The 19,853-nt window shown below is 73.3% G+C and carries 18 protein-coding genes and 3 pseudogenes; 12 read left to right on the top strand and 9 right to left on the bottom strand.

The features are described from left to right. Positions 1-90: 90 nt before the first annotated feature. A complete protein-coding gene (locus ACIBBD_RS05320) occupies positions 91-1,245 on the bottom strand; it encodes a PP2C family protein-serine/threonine phosphatase (protein WP_399417938.1) in 1,155 nt (384 codons plus the stop codon). A 151-nt stretch (positions 1,246-1,396) separates the two neighbouring features. Here ACIBBD_RS05320 and ACIBBD_RS05315 point away from each other — a divergent pair, with 151 nt between their 5' ends. From ACIBBD_RS05315 to ACIBBD_RS05300, 4 genes are all read left to right on the top strand, one after another. After that, positions 1,397-1,882 (top strand): MarR family transcriptional regulator, encoded by a 486-nt coding sequence (locus ACIBBD_RS05315; RefSeq protein WP_399417937.1) that lies wholly within the window; start codon positions 1,397-1,399, stop codon positions 1,880-1,882. Positions 1,883-2,065: 183 nt separating this feature from the next. Then, complete coding sequence (locus ACIBBD_RS05310; RefSeq protein ID WP_399417936.1) at positions 2,066-3,070, top strand: YihY/virulence factor BrkB family protein; 1,005 nt, start codon at positions 2,066-2,068, stop codon at positions 3,068-3,070. A gap of 143 nt (positions 3,071-3,213) precedes the next feature. Continuing rightward, positions 3,214-3,774 carry a phosphatase PAP2 family protein gene (locus ACIBBD_RS05305; protein WP_399417935.1) on the top strand — a complete coding sequence of 187 codons (561 nt, stop codon included), beginning with the start codon at positions 3,214-3,216 and terminating at the stop codon, positions 3,772-3,774. A 187-nt stretch (positions 3,775-3,961) separates the two neighbouring features. Beyond that, a complete protein-coding gene (locus tag ACIBBD_RS05300; RefSeq protein WP_399418138.1) occupies positions 3,962-4,294 on the top strand; it encodes an SCO0607 family lipoprotein in 333 nt (110 codons plus the stop codon). 2 nt (positions 4,295-4,296) lie between these two features. Here the strand turns inward: ACIBBD_RS05300 and ACIBBD_RS05295 are convergent, their stop codons facing one another. Beyond that, the gene (locus ACIBBD_RS05295; protein ID WP_399417934.1) at positions 4,297-5,289 is read right to left on the bottom strand and encodes a class I SAM-dependent methyltransferase; all 993 of its coding nucleotides are present in this window, start codon (positions 5,287-5,289) and stop codon (positions 4,297-4,299) included. A gap of 173 nt (positions 5,290-5,462) precedes the next feature. Beyond that, positions 5,463-6,419, bottom strand: coding sequence for a helix-turn-helix transcriptional regulator (locus tag ACIBBD_RS05290; RefSeq protein ID WP_399417933.1), 957 nt, complete (start codon positions 6,417-6,419; stop codon positions 5,463-5,465). 276 nt (positions 6,420-6,695) lie between these two features. Between ACIBBD_RS05290 and ACIBBD_RS05285 the strand changes: the two genes are divergently transcribed. Beyond that, positions 6,696-7,022 (top strand): ANTAR domain-containing protein, encoded by a 327-nt coding sequence (locus ACIBBD_RS05285; protein WP_399417932.1) that lies wholly within the window; start codon positions 6,696-6,698, stop codon positions 7,020-7,022. A gap of 68 nt (positions 7,023-7,090) precedes the next feature. After that, positions 7,091-10,018 (top strand): AfsR/SARP family transcriptional regulator, encoded by a 2,928-nt coding sequence (locus tag ACIBBD_RS05280; RefSeq protein ID WP_399417931.1) that lies wholly within the window; start codon positions 7,091-7,093, stop codon positions 10,016-10,018. Between the two features lie 490 nt (positions 10,019-10,508). Here the strand turns inward: ACIBBD_RS05280 and ACIBBD_RS05275 are convergent. Next, positions 10,509-10,634 (bottom strand): annotated as a pseudogene (locus ACIBBD_RS05275) (site-specific integrase); the annotation flags it as partial. A gap of 226 nt (positions 10,635-10,860) precedes the next feature. Between ACIBBD_RS05275 and ACIBBD_RS05270 the strand changes: the two are divergent. After that, positions 10,861-11,154 (top strand): hypothetical protein, encoded by a 294-nt coding sequence (locus tag ACIBBD_RS05270; RefSeq protein ID WP_399417930.1) that lies wholly within the window; start codon positions 10,861-10,863, stop codon positions 11,152-11,154. A 653-nt stretch (positions 11,155-11,807) separates the two neighbouring features. On the opposite strand, the pseudogene ACIBBD_RS05265 reads toward ACIBBD_RS05270, so the two are convergent. After that, positions 11,808-12,135: pseudogene (locus ACIBBD_RS05265) on the bottom strand (helix-turn-helix domain-containing protein); the annotation flags it as partial. A gap of 125 nt (positions 12,136-12,260) precedes the next feature. Here ACIBBD_RS05265 and ACIBBD_RS05260 point away from each other — a divergent pair. The 4 genes from ACIBBD_RS05260 (at position 12,261) to ACIBBD_RS05245 (ending at position 17,100) form a co-directional block, all read left to right on the top strand. Beyond that, on the top strand, positions 12,261-14,138 hold the full coding sequence (locus ACIBBD_RS05260; RefSeq protein ID WP_399417929.1) for a BTAD domain-containing putative transcriptional regulator: 1,878 nt from the start codon (positions 12,261-12,263) through the stop codon (positions 14,136-14,138). A 114-nt stretch (positions 14,139-14,252) separates the two neighbouring features. Next, positions 14,253-15,122, top strand: coding sequence for a helix-turn-helix domain-containing protein (locus tag ACIBBD_RS05255; RefSeq protein ID WP_399417928.1), 870 nt, complete (start codon positions 14,253-14,255; stop codon positions 15,120-15,122). Between the two features lie 267 nt (positions 15,123-15,389). After that, entirely contained in the window at positions 15,390-16,361 is a 972-nt protein-coding gene (locus ACIBBD_RS05250) for an alpha/beta hydrolase (RefSeq protein WP_399417927.1), read from the top strand. A 19-nt stretch (positions 16,362-16,380) separates the two neighbouring features. Continuing rightward, entirely contained in the window at positions 16,381-17,100 is a 720-nt protein-coding gene (locus tag ACIBBD_RS05245) for an alpha/beta fold hydrolase (protein ID WP_399417926.1), read from the top strand. Positions 17,101-17,314: 214 nt separating this feature from the next. Here ACIBBD_RS05245 and ACIBBD_RS05240 read toward each other — a convergent pair. From ACIBBD_RS05240 to ACIBBD_RS05225, 4 genes and pseudogenes are all read right to left on the bottom strand, one after another. Beyond that, positions 17,315-17,416, bottom strand: a pseudogene (locus tag ACIBBD_RS05240) (epimerase); the annotation flags it as partial. 123 nt (positions 17,417-17,539) lie between these two features. Continuing rightward, positions 17,540-18,265, bottom strand: coding sequence for a metallophosphoesterase (locus tag ACIBBD_RS05235; RefSeq protein WP_399417925.1), 726 nt, complete (start codon positions 18,263-18,265; stop codon positions 17,540-17,542). Continuing rightward, complete coding sequence (locus ACIBBD_RS05230) at positions 18,262-18,555, bottom strand: BON domain-containing protein (protein ID WP_399418137.1); 294 nt, start codon at positions 18,553-18,555, stop codon at positions 18,262-18,264. Before ACIBBD_RS05230 ends, ACIBBD_RS05235 begins: the two co-directional genes overlap by 4 nt. A gap of 11 nt (positions 18,556-18,566) precedes the next feature. Continuing rightward, complete coding sequence (locus tag ACIBBD_RS05225) at positions 18,567-19,277, bottom strand: nucleotidyltransferase domain-containing protein (RefSeq protein WP_399417924.1); 711 nt, start codon at positions 19,275-19,277, stop codon at positions 18,567-18,569. Positions 19,278-19,475: 198 nt separating this feature from the next. Here ACIBBD_RS05225 and ACIBBD_RS05220 point away from each other — a divergent pair, with 198 nt between their 5' ends. Then, positions 19,476-19,787 (top strand): hypothetical protein, encoded by a 312-nt coding sequence (locus tag ACIBBD_RS05220; RefSeq protein WP_399417923.1) that lies wholly within the window; start codon positions 19,476-19,478, stop codon positions 19,785-19,787. The last annotated feature ends 66 nt before the right edge of the window (positions 19,788-19,853 follow it).

Here is a 19,853-nt window from a genome sequence, read left to right as displayed (position 1 = left end):
GGCTCACACCCCGGCGCACGGATGCCCCCGCCCACCAGGTACGCGCTTGCTGAACGCGGCGGGGGGCCACCCGTGCCCGGTGCGGCGGGATCAGCGGCCGTGCCAGTCCAGGCAGACCACCATCGCATCGTCGTCCGGGTCCCGACGGCCGCGATGGCGGGTCAGCTCCCGCAGGACGGCGTGCGGGACCTCGGCGGCGGGCAGCAGGCGCGTGGACAGGATCGCCCGGGCGAGCGCGCCGTGCCCGTACGCCTCTCCGCCGGGGGAGACGACCGCGTGGACGCCGTCGCCGACGAAGACGAGGCGGTCGCCGGGCTCGACCTGGAGCTCCTGCGCCACGTAGTCGGTCTCCTCGAACATGCCCAGCGGCAACTGGGCGTCGAAGCGGACGCGTTCCACGGTCCCCTTCCGCAGCCGCAGCAGCTGCGGGGAACCGGCGTCCACCACCTGGGCGCGTCCCGTGGCGAGTTCGACGTCGAGCATGAGTGCCGACAGGTGACGGCGGCCCCCGTACTGGGCGTGCACGGCCTGGTCGGCGAGGGCCGCCTGGTCGGCGAGGGGGATGCCGGCCCGCCGGGCGTTGCGCAGCGCGTTGAGGGCCAGGTTCGTCAGCAGGGAGGCCTCCGTGCCCTCGCCCATGCCGCACGCGACGTACAGCGTCAGCTGGTCGGCCGTCGCCGACCAGTCGTAGGTGTCGCCGAAGGCGCCGTAGGCGGGCTCCAGCTGGGCGCCCAGCTCGTATTCGGGGCGGGTGCGCGAGCGGCCCGGGAGCAGCTGCCACTGCATCTCCGCGGCCAGGGTGAGCCGTTCCCTGCGTCTCGCCCGGACGTAGAGGTCGGTGTCCCGCTCGGCCACGATCAACTCGCGCCCGAGCACCTGCGCGATCTCCGTCAACTCCGCCGTCACGTCGTCGACGCGATCCGGCAGGGTCACCGTCAGCACGCCGAGCCGCTCGCCGCGCACGGTGACGGGCAGGTGCGCGCGCACCCGTCCGCCGCGCACCGGTTCCAGGAAGGGTTCCTGCGCGCCGAAGGCCCGGCCGGCCGGCCCGTCGTGCACTGACACCGGTTTCCCGGAGTGCGGCTGCTCGGGCACCGTTCGCAGCACCGTCAGGCCGTAGTCGGCCAGGAACAGCTCGACGCTGTCCGCCGTGTACTGCTCGACCAGTACACGGCGGACAGCATCGACCAACTCGTGGGGTGCCGCCGTCCGCAGGGCGCGCTCAGCGATCACGAATCTCTTCACGATGGTCCATCACCAACCCTTCGGGGAACATGTCGCCCTCGTGCGGATCACGAGGGCCGCCTTCGCCACGGCCGCGCCGGTCGTCCCCGCCGCACCCGTCCTCGACACACTCGGCTAGTACGCTGGCGGTCGTCCCAGTGCCTGCGAGAGCGTGACCGTGACTGCATTCCGCCACCGCCCGGAGCCCGACGAGGTCGCACGGGTGACCGCGACGGCCGCGGAGCTGCTGGAAGTCCTGTGGGGCCGGGCCTCGACCGCGCCCGCCTCCGCGTCCCAACTGCGCGTGCTGCTGATCCTCGAGCACCACCAGGGCATCAATCTGCGCACGCTCGCCGACTCCCTCGCCTCCACGCCGCCGTCGACCAGCCGGCTGTGCGACCGGTTGCAGGCCGCCGGCTTCGTCGAGCGCGTGGTGAGCCCGGCCGACCGGCGTGAGGTGCGGCTGCACCTCAGCGGCCGGGGACGGGCCTTCCTGGCGGACCTGCGCGCGCGCAGAGAGCGGGAACTGCAGGCGGTGCTGGCCGGGATGCCCGCCGCCAAGCGGGTCGCGCTGCTGGAGGGGCTGGAAGCGTTCTGCGACGCGGCGGCGACGCGCATACACGACGACGTCGAGGACTCCGGCAGCCGGACCGCCTGACCACCACTGCCCGTCCTCCTTCCCGCTGCTTCCCGCTGCTTCCCGCTGTGCGCTCGCGTCTGGGGAGACGGTTACCCCGAACCGCCCCCGACCTGCGTCGCTCGTGGCCACGTTCTCGGTGGGCGTCTCCCGGCGGCGGCCGGACCGACGCATGAGGCGGACCGTGCGGGTTACTCCGGTGATATGGCACGGACATCGAAATCCCAGCCGTCACCGGGACCGGACGAGCAGGTGGAACGGCGCGCACCGGACGAGCCCACCCAGCTGCCGAAACGGTCCTGGGGGGCGGTGCTGAAGGGCACGGTGAAGGAGTTCAAGGACGACGAACTCACCGACCGCGCGGCCGCCCTGACCTACTACGGCGTGCTGTCGCTGTTCCCCGCCCTGCTCGTACTGGTGTCCATCCTGGGCATCGCCGGCAGGTCCGCCACCGACCAGGTCCTGAAAAACCTCCAGAAACTCACCCCGGGCTCGGCCCGGGACATCATCAGCGACGCGGTGCAGCAGCTCCAGGGCCGCGGCGGAATCGGCTCGGTCATGGCCCTCGTCGGTATCGTCCTCGCGGTGTGGTCGGCCTCCGGTTACGTCGCCGCCTTCATCCGCAGCGCCAACGCCGTGTACGACATGCCGGAGGGCCGTCCGGTGTGGAAGGTGCTGCCGGTGCGGGTCGGCGTGACGGTGGTGCTCCTCGTACTGGCGGTGATCAGCGCGCTGATCGTGGTGTTCACCGGGGACCTGGCCCGCCGGGCCGGCACCGCGCTGGGCATCGGTGACACCGCCCTCACGGTGTGGTCGATCGCCAAGTGGCCGGTGCTGGTCGTGCTGGTCACGATGATGATCGCGCTGCTGTACTGGGCCACGCCCAACGTGAAGGGGCGCGGCTTCCGCTGGATCACCCCGGGCAGCGTGCTGGCCCTGGTCATCTGGCTGATCGCCTCCGCGGGCTTCGCGTTCTACGTGGCGAACTTCGCCTCGTACAACAAGACCTACGGCACGCTCGCCGGTGTGATCGTGTTCCTGGTGTGGCTGTGGATCAGCAACATCGCGATCCTGCTCGGCCTGGAGTTCGACGCGGAGCTGGCCCGCCAGCGGGCCGTCGCGGGCGGCCTGCCGCGCGACGAGGAGCCGTACGTGCCACCGCGCGACACGCGGGCCTGGAGCGAGGAGGACCAGCGCCGTCTGGAGTGAGCGGGCGCACGGGTCGCCGTGTCCGGTACCGGCGGGCGGGGACGGGCCTGCTCGCCGGTCGCCGTGTCCGGTACCGGCGGGCGGGGTGAGCGGGGCCGGCGGTCATCGTGTTAGGCATCGGCCGGACAGGGAAGGCGCAGGTCATGAGCTTGTTGGCGGATCTCCGGGAGAAGGATCGCCGACTGGTCAGGTCGGTGGCGTCCTGGCAGTCGTCGTGTGCGCGGCGGATGTTGCCCGCGGTCGAGGACGCGGCGCAGCACACCAAGCTGTGGTGGGGTGCGGCCCTCCTCATGGCCACCGCCGGCGGTGGGCGGGGACGCCGGGCCGCGGTGGCGGGTCTGGCGAGCATGGCCGTGGCGGAGGCGGTGTCCAACGGCGTGTGCAAGCAGCTGTGGGAGCGGCGCAGGCCGCCCAAGGAGTGGATCTCGCACGAGGAGGTCCACGACCGGCCCGACTCCTCGTCGTTCCCCTCCGGCCACACCGCCGCGGCCGTCGGCTTCACCGCGGCGGTGGCCGCGGTGTGGCCCTGGGCGGGCGCCGCGTCGGCGGTACCAGCGGTGATGGTGGCCTGCGAACGGGTTCACACGGGCGCCCACTACCCCTCCGATGTCGTGGTGGGCGCTGCCATCGGCCTGACCGCCGCCGCCCTGACCCGCCGGATCCCCCGCCTGACGGTCCGGGCACTGGCCGCGAAGCTCGGCTGAGACCCGCCGGACGATCACCAGGAGCCCGGGAGCGACGCCCCGACCGCCCGGACCGACCCGGGTAGCCCGGCGTACGTCGCCTGAGTACTCGTACTCATGAAGGCCCTCCCCCGTGTGGCGCAGGCTGGTCGCACAAGCCACCGAGAGGGAGTCAGCCGTGCGCACCACCGATCGTGTTCAGCCCCCGATGCCCCTGAGGACCGCGACCCCCGCCACGCCCGCGATCGGCCGGCGTGCCGGGCGGTCCGTCCTGGGGCTCGCCCTGGCCGGCCTGACCGCCGCGCTGCTCACCGGCTGCTCCCTCGAGGAGGCGAGCTGCCGGGGCGGTGAGTACCCGGTCCTGGCCGTGGGCAACTCGGGCAGCGCCTGTGTGCCGGACGGCGAGGAGCCGCCCGCCGGTTACGCGCGCTATCCGGAGGGCAAGGTTCCGGAGCATGTCGGCGACAAGTGGGACGAGTACTGGAGCACCCGCACCCTCGACGAGAACGGTGACATCGTCAAGGTGCCCGAAGCCGGGTGACGTCAGGCCGGCGGCGCCTCGTCGGGCAGCGGTGACCGGCGTACCCGGATCTTCGACTGGCCGTGCGGCAGCTGTTCCCAGTCGTCCATCAGACGGGCGGACAGGCCGTGCGCGCGGGCGAGTGACAGGAGCGTCTCGGCGCGGTAGTAGAAGTCCTCGCGCAGGACCTGGTGCTCGGCGCCCTCGGTGCGGTCGAAGGTGAAGTCGAAGAACCCCTCGTCCGTCAGGACGCGTCCGACGTGGGCGAGGCACTCCTCGATGACGTGCAGCGGGGAGTGGGAGAAGACGCTGTGCGCGTGCACGACGTCGAAGTGGTCACTGGGCAGGAAGTCCAGCGTGAGGTCGCCGGTGAGGGTCAGGTGCGGCAGCTTGTGCTGGAGCCGGCGCTCGGTCAGCGTCTTCTTGGCGGCGATCAGGATGTCGGGCGAGATGTCGATGCCGTAGTAGTTGCCGGGGTCGAGGTGGTCGATGAAACGCCAGCCGCCGCGCAGGTTGCCGCAGCCGATGTCGAGCATCTTGTGTTCGGGGCGCAGGCCGTGTCCGAGGAGGTAGTCGAACTGCATCCGCCCGAGCGCCAGCCACCGTTCGTGGCTCCGGCTGCCCACGGCGGCCTCCGGATCGCGGCGGGTGTCGCTGGCCATCACCGCCCGGTAGTAGCCGACGTGGTCGGGGTGCCTGAGTCGCAGCCAGGCGTCCCTGGTGGCGCGGCGCAGGTACGGGGCGATGCGGCCGGGGTGCAGCAGGGCGTAGCCGATCTTGTGGGTCAGCGTGGAGCGGTTGCGCTCGGGTCCTTTCCAGGACCGCTCCCAACGGTTCCGCGACCGTTCTGAACGGTTCCACGACCGCTCCCAACGGTTCGACGACCGATCGGTACGGTTCCGCGACCGATCGGAACGGTTGCGGGACCGATCGGAACGGTTCCGCGACCGCTCCGTTCGTCTCCAGGACCGGTTCGTCTCGTTCCCCTCGTTCCACGACTTCGTGTGCCGGGCCATGGCGTGACCTCCGTACGGGCCGGGCGGCGACCCCGGGGTGGGGACGGGCCTCTGACAGCGCTCCCTCCCACGCCACCACCGCTCCCGCCGTCCCACCAGCGCGGCGGACCGTCCGCGTGACGGTCCGCCGCGGCTGACCGGCTCCGCGGTGATCCGCCGGACGGCTCCCGGCCCTACTCGGCGAGGGTCCGGTGCGGCGGACGTCCGTAGGCCGCGCGGTACAGGGCGGCGAAGCGGCCCGGGTGGAAGAAGCCCCAGCGGGCCGCGACGTCGGTGACCGTGGTGCCGTCCAGCGGGGTCGCCGCCACCAGGTCGGCGTGGGCGTGGGACAGGCGGACCCGGCGCAGATGGGCCAGCGGAGTGGTGTCCAGGTGGCGTCGGAAGGCGTACTGGAGGGCGCGGACGGTCACGTGGGCGGCCGCGGCGATGTCGGCGACGGTGACCGGCTCGTCGGCGTGGTCGTCGATGTAGGCCAGCGCGCGGCGCAGGGTGGTGGGGTGGGAGTCGTTGCGGTCGGTCGCGGTGGGATCGGTGAGCGCGGTGTTGGGGAAGGCGGCCAGCACGCTCGCGGCCAGGTGCTGGGCGGCGGTGGAGGCGATCAGGGGCTGGTCGGCGAGATCGGGGTCGGCCAGGACGTGGTCGCGCAGGTAGCCGATGGTGCCCCGCAGGTGCCGCGCCGCGGCGGGGGAGTGGGGCCGGTGGTCGGTCAGCCGCACCGGTTCCGGACTGCGTCCGGGCCTGCCGGCGGCGACCTGCGCGAGCAGGTCGGGATCGAGCATCGTGATGTTGTAACGGGCGTTGCGGACCCGGCCCGAGTACGGGCGGTCCGGCGGGGCGAAGTACACCATGTCACCGGGGCCGAAGGCCTCCGGGGCACCGTCGACGACGTGGTCCCGGATGGTGCCGTCGTGGACGAGACACAGACAGATCCGGCCCAGCGGGGTGACGGAGTAGCTCATCTCGAAGTCCAGGTCGAGCTCGTCCACGGTCACCGACGGCAGGGCCGCCCGGGTGACGCGGGCCCGGCCGGCCCGCAGGTCGCTGCTGCCGATGCGCATGCGCGCGTAGGCCCGGCTGAGGAAGTCCTCGGTCAGGTCCAGGTTGTCACTGTCGAAGAACAGCGTGTCCATCTCGTCCGTCCGGTGTCAGGATTCCTGCGCGGTGCAGGGCCCGCAGGCCCGGCGGACACGCCGCGGCAGCCGCTGCGGTGAGCGGGCCGCCGGTCACCCGCTCACCTCGCCTGCCCCGCATCCAGAACCGCATTCGTTTTCCGGATTGACCAGGGCCATGTCGTTCGTCATACGTGCGGCCGGAGCGGATCACGTGGGGCAGGCTGGGACGACACGTGCCGTGATCGTCGTGGACATCGGCCGCGTGGAGCTCGTACGAGGAGAGAGGCGGTTCGCATGGCCGTGGAGGAGGATCTCAACGACCGGATCGGCGTCCTGGAGGAGGAGGTCGCCCAACTGCGGCAGGCCCTCGTCTCGCACGCCGTCGTCGACCAGGCCATCGGAGTGGTCGTCGCCGTCGGTCACCTCCGTCCCGAGCAGGGCTGGGAGGTCCTCAAGGAGGTCTCCCAGCACACCAATACGAAACTGCGCGAAGTCGCGGAGTACGTGGTGCAGGGGGCCCACTGCCGGTGGCTGCCCGACGAGATCCACGAGGCGCTGCTGGCCGCCCTGAAGCGCGCGAAGGCCACGAGCCGGCCCGCCGGTGACGCCGATCCCTCCTGAGTAACTCTGGGTAACGCCCCTCGTCACGTACAGTCGACGCCCAGGGAGGAACACCGGAGGGGGATGACGTGCCGCTGGAGCCGGTGCGGTTCGCGGTCCTGGGGCCCGTGCGGGTGTGGCGGGGAGAGACGGAGCTGGAACCCGGAGGGCCGCAGGAGCGGGCCTTCCTGGCGCTGCTGCTGGTCAGGGCGGGGCAGCCGGTCGCCGTGGACGAGATCGTCGACGTGCTGTGGGGCACGCGTCCGCCGCGCAGCGCCGTCAACGTGGTCCGCCGGCACGTGGGATCGCTGAGGCGCCTGCTGGAGCCCTCGCTCGCCGCGCGCGCCGAGGGCCGCTGGCTGGTGCGGGACGCGGGCGGGTACCGGTTGGTGACCGACGGTGACTCCCTGGACCTGTTGAGGTTCCGCGCCCTGCGGGAGGCGGGGCGCGCGAGCGCCGGCGACTCACCCGCCCGCGCCGTGGACCTGCTCACCGAGGCGCTGTCGTGGTGGCGCGGCCCCGTCGCCGCCGGAATCCCCGCACGGGCCCGTGCCCACCCGGCGTTCGGCGCGACCGACCGGGAACGGCTCGAGGCCGTAAGGGAAGCGGCCGACGCGGCCCTGCGCGCGGGAACACCGGACGCGGTCCTGCCGCAGCTGCGGGCCGCCGCCGCCGGACATCCGCTGGACGAACCCGTGCGGGCCGCCCTGATCCGCGCCCTCGCGGCGGCCGGCCGCCGGGCGGAGGCGCTGGAGACGTACGACGCCGTACGGGCGACGCTGGCGGAGGAGCTGGGGATCGACCCGGGGCCGGAGCTGCGCCAGGCCCGCGAGGCGGTGCTCCGGAAGCCCGGCGAGGCGCTGCCGTGGGAGCCCGGCCAGAGGGTGCTCCGGGAGTCCGGCGAGGTGCGGGAGTCCGGCCAGGGGGTGCCGCGAGGCCTTCCGGCCGACGAGCCGAGGGCACCCGCCCCGCCCGCGGCGGCCTTCACCACCCCCGCCCAACTCCCGCACGACAACCCGGTGTTCACCGGCCGCCGCGCCGAACTGGACGAGATCCTCGCCCTGTCGGACGGAGACGGGCCGTCCGCCGACACCGTCGTGATCAGCGCCATCGGCGGCATGGCGGGCGTCGGCAAGACCACCCTCGCCGTGCACTGGGCCCACCGCGTCGCCCACCGCTTCCCCGACGGGCAGCTCTACGTCAACCTGCGCGGCTTCGACCCGTCCGGCGCGGCCGTGGAGCCGGGAGAGGCCGTCCGCGGGTTCCTGGACGCGCTCGGGGTACCGCCGGAACGCGTCCCGCACGGCCTGGACGCACAGGCCGCGCTCTACCGCGGTGTGCTGGCCGGCCGGCGTGTCCTCGTCGTCCTGGACAACGCCCGCGACAGCGACCACGTACGGCCGCTGCTGCCCGGCGCGCCCGGCTGCCTGGCCATCGTCACCAGCCGTGACGAACTGTCCGCGCTGGTCGCCGCCCACGGCGCCCGCACCCTCACCCTGCGGCCGTTCGACGCGGGACAGGCGCGGACCTTCCTCGTCCGCCGCCTGGGCGCCGAGCGGGTCGAGGCCGAGCCGCACGCCGCCGACGAGATCGGCGAGCTGTGCGCCGGGCTGCCCCTCGCCCTCGCCTGTGTCGCCGCCCGCGCCGCCGCCCACCCCCACTTCCCGCTCGCGGCCGTCGCCGCGGAGCTGCGCGAGGCCCACGGCAGCCTCGACGCCTTCGCGCGCTCCGACGCCTCCGTCGACGTGAGCACCGTCTTCTCGTGGTCCACCCGGGAGATCTCGGAGCCGGCCGCCCGGCTGTTCCGGCTGCTCGCGCTGCATCCCGGCCCGGACTTCTCCCTGCCGGCCGCGGCCGCGCTGGCCGGCCTGCCGGTGCGCCGGACCCGGCCGCTGCTGGCCGAGCTGACCGGTCTGCACCTGGTCACCGAGCACAGCCCCGGCCGCCACGCCTTCCACGACCTGCTGCGTGCCCACGCCGCCGAACTCGTCGACGAGCGGCACACCGACGAGGAACGGCGGGCGGCCCTGCACCGGCTGTACCACCACTACCTGCACACCGCGCACACAGCCGACCTGCTGCTCGCCCCCCACTCCGACCCGCTGCCCCCGCCGCCCGCGCCGGACGGCGTGCACCCCGAACCGCTCGCCGACGACCAGCGGGCCCTGGCCTGGCTCACCGCCGAGCACGCGGTGCTGCTCGCCGTCGTCGACACGGCCGCCGCCCACGGGCACGAACGGCTCGCCTGCCACCTGGCCTGGTCCCTGGAGCCCTTCTTCGACCGGCGCGGCCACTGGCACGACGGGCTCGCCGTCCAGCGCACCGCCCTGAAGGCCGCCCGGCGGCTCGCGGACCCCGTGCTCCTGGCCCGCGGACTGCGCGGACTGGGCCGCATCGAGGGCCGCCTCGGCCTGCACGCCGACGCCGTCCCCCGCCTCGAACGCGCCCTGGAGCTGTTCACCGAGACCGGCGACGACACCGGCCGCGCCCACACCCACCGCAGCCTCGGCTGGGAGCGCGAACAACAGGGCGACCTCCCCGGCGCCCTGCGCCACAACCAGCTCGCCCTCCGCCTGTTCCGCGCCCTCGGCGACCGCGCCGCGCAGGCCAGCGTCCTCAACTCCGTCGGCTGGTACCACGCCCTGCTCGGCGAGTACCGGCAGGCGCTCGCGCACTGCTTCGACGCCCTGACCGTGCTCCAGGAGCTCGGCGACCGCTACGGCCAGGCCGCCACCTGGGACAGCATCGCCTACGCCCACCACCACCTCGGCCGCCACCCGCACGCCCTCCTCGGCTACCGCAACGCCCTCGCCCTCCTGCGCGAGCTCGGCGTGCCCCACCTCGAGGCCGGCATCCTCACCCGTGTGGGAGACACCCACCGGGCCATGGGCGACCAGGACGGCGCCCGCACCGCGTGGCACCAGGCGCTCACCCTCCTCAGGGCGCTGAACCACCCCGACGCCGAGCGGGTCGAGGCCCGCCTGGCCGGACGGGACGGCCGCGCCGGTGCCTGCTGACCGCACCGCCGCGCCCGGCGCCGCCCTCCTCACCACCAGGTCACCCTGCCCTCCGCCCGCCGCCGGGGCGTTCTCGCTGGCGCGAGGCCCGCACGCTGCCGCAGGTTGGCGGTGCCACCCACCTCCACCTCGGGCCGCGCCCTCCGGGCCGCCCACGGCAGGTCGCCCACCACCGAACAGCGCTCGCCGCGGCGGCCCCGGGCGGCGACCGGGAGCGCACCGGGTCCTGACCCACAGGGCCGTCGGCCCCGCCCTTTGCTGCCCTCGGTGACTGCATCCGGTCGGCCGATCCCCGCCACGGCAAGACCGGCACGACCACCGGCTGACGAGCGAAGCCTGTGCCACAACCGTGCCAGATACAGGCGCAGACACGGTCAGTACGGGTGACTGGCGAACGCACCTGCCGCCCGTGGCTCCACGAACAGAGCTGCAGATCGCCGGCCAGACACCCCAGCCTCTCTCCTGTTCGTTCTGACATTGGCCGCGACGGTCACTGACGACCGGGGCGCCTCCTGAGCAGCCGGTCCATGTGGCTCATCGCTTCGCGCTGGGTGTCCAGGACGGCGTGGGTGTAGACGTCCATGGTGATGCTGGTCCGACTGCGCCCCAGGGCCTGGGGCGATGCCACTCTCATGCCGTAAGGGACGGGCCCCGGGAATCGAGGTACTACAGGGAGGGCACAGAACCAGACTACGGCCGAGGCAGGAAACGCCCAGGTCACGCCACTGATCGCCTCACCTCGCTTGGCATGCGAGGGGCATTTGGGCGACTTAGCATGAGAAGTGCGTCCCTGACCAGTCAATTACTGCTCTGCGGGAAGGCGGATCCACACCATGTACATGATGCGCGAGGTCTTCCAAGCCGAACGCGGGAAGGCGCCGGAGATCGTGGCGGCGTTCAAGACCCTCACCAAGGTGTTCGAAGAGGCCGGGTACACGAACCTGCGGATCTACGTCGATTACGCCGGTCCCATGGATGCGGTCGTCTGCCAATGGGAACTCGACAGCCTCGACCAGTATTTCACCATGGAGCGAGGGTTCTTCGTGAATCCGGACGAAAACGCACAGTCACTGATCGACACACTCAACCGCAACGCGGCATCCGGCTACAAGGAGATCTACGAGGTCATCCAGTAGCGGCTCACTTGGTGACAGAAAGGCACGGTCATCAGCCTGCCACGCCGGGGATCGGGGGACTCTCTGTAGACATGGAAGCCCCCCTCGTCACGGCATGGGGCCATGGGCTGCAAGAACCCTCGTGAGACGAGCGGCCTCCGGAGCTGTGAGCGCAGGTTGGCGTCGTCCAGCGGCCGTGCAGGGCCGCCAGATGGCCGGCTAGGCGGACTGGAGGGGGACCGTGGGTGAGTGGAAGTAGGGGCCTGCCGCGTTGCCACCTCCACCAAGGTGACTGGACGAAGCGCGGCCAGGCGGAACTCAAGCGCCGCAAGAAGTGAGCCGGAGTCGCGGGGTGAGTGTCTAACCGCGTGACAACGCCGACGAACACCGGCGGACGAACGCGAACGTCTGCGGAGAATTAGCGCAGGTGAGCGCCGCACCAGCCCAAGGCAGCACCCCCGCCGAAGGTGCTTCAGGACGAAGAGGCCATGGCACCCAGGTCGGCCGTGAGCGTGCGTAACGACCGACACGACGAAACCGCTCTGCGACGAGGAGCTGGAGCTCTTCTTGCAGTACCTCCATCCCTTCGCCCGGCACGACGTCGATCGGTTCGCACTGATGGAAGTGGACGACCCCGAGGTACCCGTGCTACGTAACCCTGTCCCTGTCTCTGTCCCGTGCACACGGCGCAGGTAGGCGGCGAGTCTGCGGATCGACCAGCGGGTGAAGGGCCGGCCGAGCTTGGTGGGGCGGGTGGTGGCCGTCTGGGAGGGGCCAGACAGGCCAGACCGATCTCGTTGAACCGGTGGATCATCGCCCGCACCGTGTCCTCGTCCGCCTGGACAGACTGCGCGATCACCGGGACGCGGTTCCCGCCGCGGACGCCAGCAGCATCATCGCCCGCCGGTGGCGCACCGAGCCGGTACTGCCCCGGCGCATGATCTGCCGCAGCCTCTGCCCTTCCTGATCGGTCAGTCTGCGCACCCGCACCGGCTCGGCCACCACGCCTCCAGCGGTCGGATCGGACGTCACCGCCCGTCCCACCGCCCCAACCACCAACCCGGCGAAGGTTCGCGGTCACAGCACTAGGCTGTCACCCGGGAGCCGGGAGGGGGTACGGCGAGGCGATGCGGTTCGAGGTGCTGGGGCCCGTCCGGGCGTGGCGGGAGGATCACGAACTCGACCTCGGGTTCCCCCAGCAGCGTGCCGTGTTCGCCCTGCTCCTGGCCCACACCGGCCGGCCCGTCCCGGTGAGCGGCATCCTCGACGTGCTGTGGGCCGAACGCCCGCCGGCCAGCGCCCCGAACGTGGTGCGCCGGTACGTCGGCGCCCTGCGGCGACTGCTGGAACCGGAACTGCCGTCCCGCGCCCCCGGCGGACGCCTGCTGCGCCGACCCGGCGGCTACCTCCTGGAGGCGGACCCGGACGAGGTCGACCTGCTGCGCTTCCGCGAACTGACCCGGGAGGGCAAGCGGGCGGCGGCCACCGGGCGGCCCGAGACGGCGGCCCGGCGTTTCACGCGGGCGCTGGAGGAGTGGCGCGGCCCGGTCGCGATGGGGATCCCCCCGTCCGTGCGCGAGCACGTCCAGTTCACGGCCGTCGAGCGCGAACTCCTGCAGACCGCCCGGCTGGCGGCCGACGCGGCCCTGCTGTGCGGCCTCGCCGAGCACGTCCTGCCCGCCCTGCGCCGGGCCACCGCGCTCGACCCCCTCGACGAGCCGCTGCACGCCCGGCTGATCCTCTCCCTCGCCGCCTGCGGTCTCCAGGCGGAGGCGCTGACCGCGTACGAGGACGTCCGCCGGCGGCTCTCGACGGAACTCGGCATCGCCCCCGGCGCCGAACTGGCGGCGGCGCACACACGGGTGCTGCGCCAGGAGGTGGGACGGCTGAGGGCCGGGCCCACCGTGGACCTGGGGCGGGACCTGCCGGTCGTGCGGGTGGCCACCGCCCGCGGGACGTCCTCCCCCGCACCGGTCGGCGGTCCGGCCGACCTGCCCCCCGATCCCGCCGCCTTCGCCGGCCGCGGGGCCGAACTGGAGTGGCTGACGGCCCACACGGGACCGGCGGCGGAGGGCGCCGAGCCGCCGCCGGCCGTGCTGATCGGCGGGATGGCGGGCGTCGGCAAGACCACGCTCGCCCTGCACTGGGCCCACCGTGCCGCCCACCGCTTCCCGGACGGCCGACTCCACGTCCCGCTCCGGGGATCCGACCCGCAGACGCCCGCCGTACCGCCCGAGGAGGCGCTGCGCGGGATGCTCGCGGCGCTGGGCGTCCCCACCGCGCGCATGCCGGCCGGCCCGGCCGCCCTGACCGGCCTGTACCGCACCCTGCTCGCCGGCCGGCGCGTCCTCGTGGTCCTCGACGACGCCGCCGGCACCGAGCAGCTGCTCCCGCTGCTGCCCGCCGCACCGGGCTGCCTGGCGCTGGTCACCAGCCGCCGCGCCCTGCCCGGCCTGATCGCCTCGGGCGCCCGCCCGCTGCGCCTGGAACCGCCGTCCGCCGAGGACGCGCGCGCGGCCCTGGCCGAGCTGGTCGGCGCCGGCCGGCCGGCCGCCGACCCCCGCGCCGCCGCGGAGATCGTCACCCGGTGCGGCCGACTGCCGCTGGCCCTCGCGGCCGTCGCCGCCCGCGCCGCCGCCCACCGGGACCTCCCGCTCGCGGCCGTCGCCGACCACCTGCGCGCCTCCCGCGGCAGCCTGGACGCCTTCTCCGTCCCGGGCACCGCCGACGTCCGTACCGCCTTCCTGGGCTCCTACCGTCTCCTGCCGGCGGAGAGCGCCCGACTGTTCCGTCTGCTGCCCCGGCACACCGGATTCGACCTCACCCCGGCCGAGGCAGCCGCGCTCGCCGGTCTGCCGGTCCGCCGGGCCCGTCTCCTGCTCGCCGAACTCGCCGACGCCCACCTCCTCACCGAGCACACGCCCGGCCGCTACACGCTGCACGGCCTGCTGCGGGTCTTCGCCGCGGAACGCGCCGCGCAGGAGGACGTTCCCGAGGGCCGCTGACGGGCCGGCGGGGGCCGTGAGCGGGGAGTGTCACTGCGTTGTCACTCTTTTTGCACATCTCCCGGCCTACCGTCCCGGCGAACAGACTGACGGTCGCCCTGGAGGCAATAACGGATGTCCACCACCAGCACCACCGACACGCGCGCCTGCTCGACGCCCCTCGGCGTCGAGATCACGACCGGGGAGCGGGGCCCGGGCCGGCTGCCGGGGGAGCGCTCGCCGCGCCCCGCGCACCGGTTCCACGCCACGGACCGCGGCGAGTACCTCTTCGTGGGCCTGCGGGGCGCCACCGGCCGGCCGGACACCGAGCCCCTCACCCTGTCCCTCGCGCCAGGTGACCTCTGCTTCTACGACGCCCGCCACCCGGCCGCCCTCGACTTCCCCGAGCGGTTCCGGGCGACGGTGTTCCTCCTCCCCGGCGACCTGCTCGCGCTGACGCCCGCCGATGTACGGCGGGTCACGAACACCCCCGTCACCCGGGCGTCCCGGCTCGGCACGCTGCTGTCACCGTTGCTGTCCGAACTCGCCCGCACCGCCTTCGAGGTCCGCCCGCCGGTCGGCGAGATGCTCGCCCGCAACGCCGTGAACCTGCTGGCGACCCTCGCCGCCGAACAGCTGGCCGCCCACACGCCGGGCACCCCGGACGGACAGGCACCGGTGCTCGCCCGGATCCTGGAGTACGTCGAACTCCACCTGACCGACCCGGACCTCTCCCCGGAGGCCGTCGCCCGGGCCCACCACATCTCCGTGCGCTACCTGCACAAGCTGTTCCAGGAGGAGGGCACCACGGTCGGCCGCTGGATCCTGCGCCGCCGCCTGGAGGAGTGCCGGCGCGACCTGGTGCGGCACGGGCGGGGCAGCCGCCCCATAGCGGCGGTGGCGGGCCGCTGGGGGTTCACCAGCGCCACCCATTTCAGCCGCGTCTTCCGGACGGCCTACGGGATGTCCCCGCGCGAATGGCGGGACGCCGCCGGGTGGCGCTGAGCGCTTCCCCCCGGCCGGTGAGCGGTCCGCCGGCCGGTCCGTCCCCGGCCCGACGACGACCCCGGTCGGGATCGGCGGCCGCCCGGGCGAGGTTCTCGCCCGTGCCGTTGAGCCGCGGCCGTGCGTCGCCGTCGCCGGCACGCGCCCCTCGGATCCACCGGGTGCGCTGTGAGGACACATCCGGTGCACGCGCGGGCAAGGCCCGGCCGTCCGGCCGACTTAGCGTGACGGGGCAAGACAGCGCACATCGAGAAGCAGGAGAATTCCATGTCCGACGTCGTCGAACCGGTTCGGCCGGTCCTGGAACCCGAGGCCGCGGCGTTCGCCGAGGCGACCGCCAACCCGCCGTACCTGTTCGACCTGCCGCCGGCGGAGGGGCGCAAGGCCGTCGACGAGGTCCAGTCCGGCGACATCGACAAGCCCGCCGTGGACGAGGAGTGGATCACCGTCTCCGGCGGCTCCACGGGCAGCGTCCGGGCCCGGATCGTCAGGCCCGCCGGAACCGAGGGCACCCTGCCGGTGATCCTCTACATCCACGGCGCCGGCTGGGTGTTCGGCAACGCCCACACCCACGACCGCCTGGTCCGCGAACTCGCCGTCGGCGCCGGGGCCGCCGTGGTCTTCCCCGAGTACGACCTCTCGCCCGAGGCCCGCTACCCGGTCGCCGTCGAGCAGAACTTCGCGGTCGCCCGGTGGGTCGTCGAGCAGGGCGCCTCCAAGGGACTGGACGGCACGCGGCTCGCCGTGGCCGGCGACTCCGTCGGCGGCAACATGACCGCCGCGCTGACCCTGATGGCCAAGGAGCGCGGCGGTGTCCCGCTCGTGCAGCAGGTGCTGTTCTACCCGGTCACCGACGCGGCCTTCGACACGCCGTCCTACCACCAGTTCGCCACCGGCTACTTCCTGCGGCGCGACGGCATGCAGTGGTTCTGGGACCAGTACACGACCGACGAGGCCGAGCGCGCCCAGATCACCGCCTCCCCGCTGCGCGCCACCACCGAGCAGCTCACCGGCCTTCCCCCGGCCCTCGTCATCACCGGCGAGGCCGACGTGCTGCGCGACGAGGGCGAGGCCTACGCCAACAAGCTCCGCGAGGCCGGTGTCCCGGTCACCGCGGTCCGTTTCCAGGGCATCATCCACGACTTCGTGATGCTCAACGCCCTGCGCTCCACCCATGCCGCCGAGGCCGCCATCACGCTGGCCGTCGGCACCCTGCGCACCGCCCTGCACTCCGCCTGACCCCGAGGGGACACCCGACATGACCACCACCACGCCCACCGTCCTCCTCGTCCACGGCGCGTTCGCCGACGCGGCGAGCTGGTCCGGTGTCATCGCCGAACTCCAGGGCGACGGCATCCCCGTCGTCGCCCCGCCCAACCCGCTGCGCGGCCTCGCCCACGACGCCGCCTACGTCGCCTCGGTCGCCGCCCAGATCGACGGTCCCGTCGTCCTCGTCGGCCACTCCTACGGCGGCGCCCTCATCACCGTCGCGGGCACCACCGAGAACGTCGTCGGCCTCGTCTACGTCGCCGCCTACGCGCTGGAGGAGGGCGAGAGCCTGGGCGAGCTCCAGGGCCGCTTCCCGCTCTCCTCGCTGGTCAGCAACCTCAAGCAGTGGACGTACCCGGTGCCGGGCGGTGAGCCGGCCGTCGAGGTGACCATCGCCGAGGACGCCTTCCCGTCGGTGTTCGCCGCCGATGTGCCGGCGGACGTCACCAGGGTCCTGGCCGCGGCCCAGCGCCCGCTGGCCGCCGCCGCGTTCGAGGAGACCGCCGCCGCGGCCGCCTGGAAGACCAAGCCGTCCTGGGCGCTGATCGCCGGCGCGGACGAGGCGATCAACCCCGAGGTCGAGCGCTTCGGCGCCAAGCGGGCCGGGGCGACCGTCGTCGAGGTGGAGGGCGCCTCGCACGCCGTCGCCGTGTCCCGGCCGAAGGAGGTCGCGGACCTCATCCGTGACGCCGTACGCGCCACGGGCTGACCGCCGGCCGCACCGGACCGCCGCGCGGACGCACTCCCCCGTAACGCGTCCGCGCGGCTCACCCGTGCCCCTCCCGCACCGCCGGTCAGGCCCGCGCCCGCCGTACAGGTCCCGGGCCGCCCCGGCCGGTCGGGGCGGTCGAAGGCGGAGCCCCTGGGCCGAGGCGGTCGACGGCAGCGACGTGGTGATCAAAGCTGGTGGGCCGCAGCGTCGACGGGCCCCGTGTCCGGCCGTCCCAGCCGGCCTCGCCCGGCCCCGCGGGCCGTCTGCCCACCACGACGACCTCGTGCCCGGCTGCGGTCGGCGCCCGCCGCAGGACCGTCCCGACCTGCCCGGTCCCCGGATATGACGATCTGCACCAAGAGGCTCCCCTCCTCTTACGGAGGGGAGCCCACTTAGTTCGAACGTGTTCAGGAACTTCCGCGCGGAGGTGTCGCGGTCAGGCGGTGTGCAGCTGGTACACGTTGAACGCCCGCCGGATGACCGGCTGCGCCACGTTCCTCACGCGGATCCCGCCGGCCGTCATCCCGTGCTCGGTGCCCATGTGGGCGTGGCCGTGCACGGAGAGGTCGGCGCCCGCCGTGTCGATCGCCTCGGCCAGCAGGTAGCTGCCGAGGAACGGGTAGATCTCCGGCGGCTCGCCGGCGAGGGTGTCGGCGACGGGGGAGAAGTGGGTGAGGGCGACCCGCATGTCGCAGCCCTCCTTGCCCAGCTCCTCCAGCGCGGTGCGCAGACCGTCGGCGCTGCGGCGGGTGTAGCGGACGAACTCCTTCATCAGCGGCTCGCCGAACTCCCCGGCGCTGCGCCCCACGAACCCGCCGCAGAAGCCCTTCGTCCCGGCGATCCCGACGCGTGTCCCGTGGCAGTCGACGATCGTGCTCTCGCCCTCCAGGACCGTCACGTCCGCGTCCTGGAGGATGGCGGTGACCTTCTCGGGCTGTTCGTCGTGGTGGTCGTGGTTGCCCAGCACCGCCACCACCGGCACGGGCAGGCCCCGGACCTCCTGCGCCACCACCCGCGCCTCCTCCGGTGTGCCGTGACGGGTGAGGTCACCCGCCAGGAGCAGCAGGTCGGCGCAGTCGGGCAGGGTCTCGAAGGCGGGCCGCAGCAGACCCTGGCTGTCCGGCCCCATGTGGATGTCCCCCACGGCGGCGACGCGGATCATGGCAGGTCCTCCGCGTGGTCGGGGGAGGCGTTCTCCGCCACCACGACGTCGGTGTGCACGGCGAGCCCGGACAGCTCCTCCCGGACGGTCCGCAGCACGGTCTCACGGCACTGCGTGGAGGGGACCGTGCCCGTCACCACGACCGATCCGGCCCGCACCTCGGCGCGTACGCCCAGTTCACCGAGTTCCTCCGCGGCGAGCCGGTCGCGCAGATGGGCGACGCGGTACTCGACGTTCTCGGTGGCGTGGTCGGCGCTCCCTGCTCCGCCCGCGTGCTCCGCGGGCCTCATCGCTGGGGGCCTCATCGCTGTTCCTCCTTCGACCTCGGCGCAATGACCTGCAGCCGTTCCAGGAAGTAGAAGAACGCGTCGGGCATCGGCTGGTCCCCGCAGGCCCGGCGCACCCTCTCCCAGTCGACCCTCTCCCGCAGCGTGCGGGCGATCGGCAGCACCGCCCCGAAGTCGCAGTGGTGCTCGGAGAAGGCCGCCACCAGGCTGTGGATCAGGTCGGTCGGCGACAGGACCGGCATGAAGACCGAGTCGACCGACAGCTCCTGGGTCCGCTCCAGCAATTCGCTGGTGACCGGCTGGTGCGCCAGCTCGAAGATCAGGTCGACCTGCTGACCGAGACAGCTGGACTTCAGCAGCCAGTCCTCCGGCGGCGTGAACACCGGCAGTCCGGCCTCCCGCAGGGTCTCGGCGACGGCGTCCGCGTCCTCGGGGCGGAAGCAGAAGTCGACGTCGTGCTGGAGGTTCTGGCTGCCGCCGTGGGCGTACACCGCGACGCTGCCCGCGAGGGCGAACCGGTGCCCCTTCCGCTTCAGGATCGAGCCGACCTGCTTCGCGGCCTGGAGGATCGCCTGGTTGCGGTCGAGGGGGAGGTCCTCCGCGAGCACACCGTTCTGCCCCAGCACGCCGTTCTGTGGGAGGAGTCCGGGATCTCCCGTTGCCAGACGCAGCTCCGCGACGCCCGCGTGCTGGTCGAGAGCGTTGTCGTCGGCGTGCTGCGTCATCACTGCCCCCTTGTTCCCGGTGTTCCTTGTCGTTCTTCCTGGTCGGCCCGTCGTCCGCCGGTCCACGTCCGCGGACCGTCCGGCGCGGGACCGTGACGGCGAGCTCCCCGAGTACCCGGGCACGGCGTCTTAGACACCGGCAGGGGAGAAGGGTCGCGCCGACGTCTCCCGCCCCCGCTTCCTGGGCACTCGGCCCTCATGAACAGCGAGGACAAGCAGCAGCCGGCCGCGTCCGAGGACCGTCGGACCGTCGAACGGCTCGTCGCGGCGTGGCTGGAGGAGACCGAGCGGCACGACAGGGACGCGGCCCGCGAGGCCCGCGCCGGATGGGAGCGGGGCTCCCTGCCGGCCGGGTCCGCCCAGGACCTGGCCCACTGGGTGACCGCCCGGGTCACCGACACCGCCTTCAACCAGGACGAGGGCCCCCAGGTCGCAGGCGCGGTCCGGATCACCCCGGCCGACAAGGAGACCGTCCACCGGTGGCTCACGGGACAGGGGCACCGGATCTGACGGCACCGGCGTCCCTCCGGGGCGGACGGCACCGGCGTCCTCCCGGGGACGTGGCGGGCCGTCCCG

Origin of the sequence: Streptomyces sp. NPDC051315, from assembly GCF_044455165.1 — a bacterium.
Taxonomy (GTDB): Bacteria; Actinomycetota; Actinomycetes; order Streptomycetales; family Streptomycetaceae; genus Streptomyces.
The sequence above is the reverse complement of the archived record's forward strand: the minus strand, read 5'-3'. Positions and strand labels throughout refer to the sequence as shown.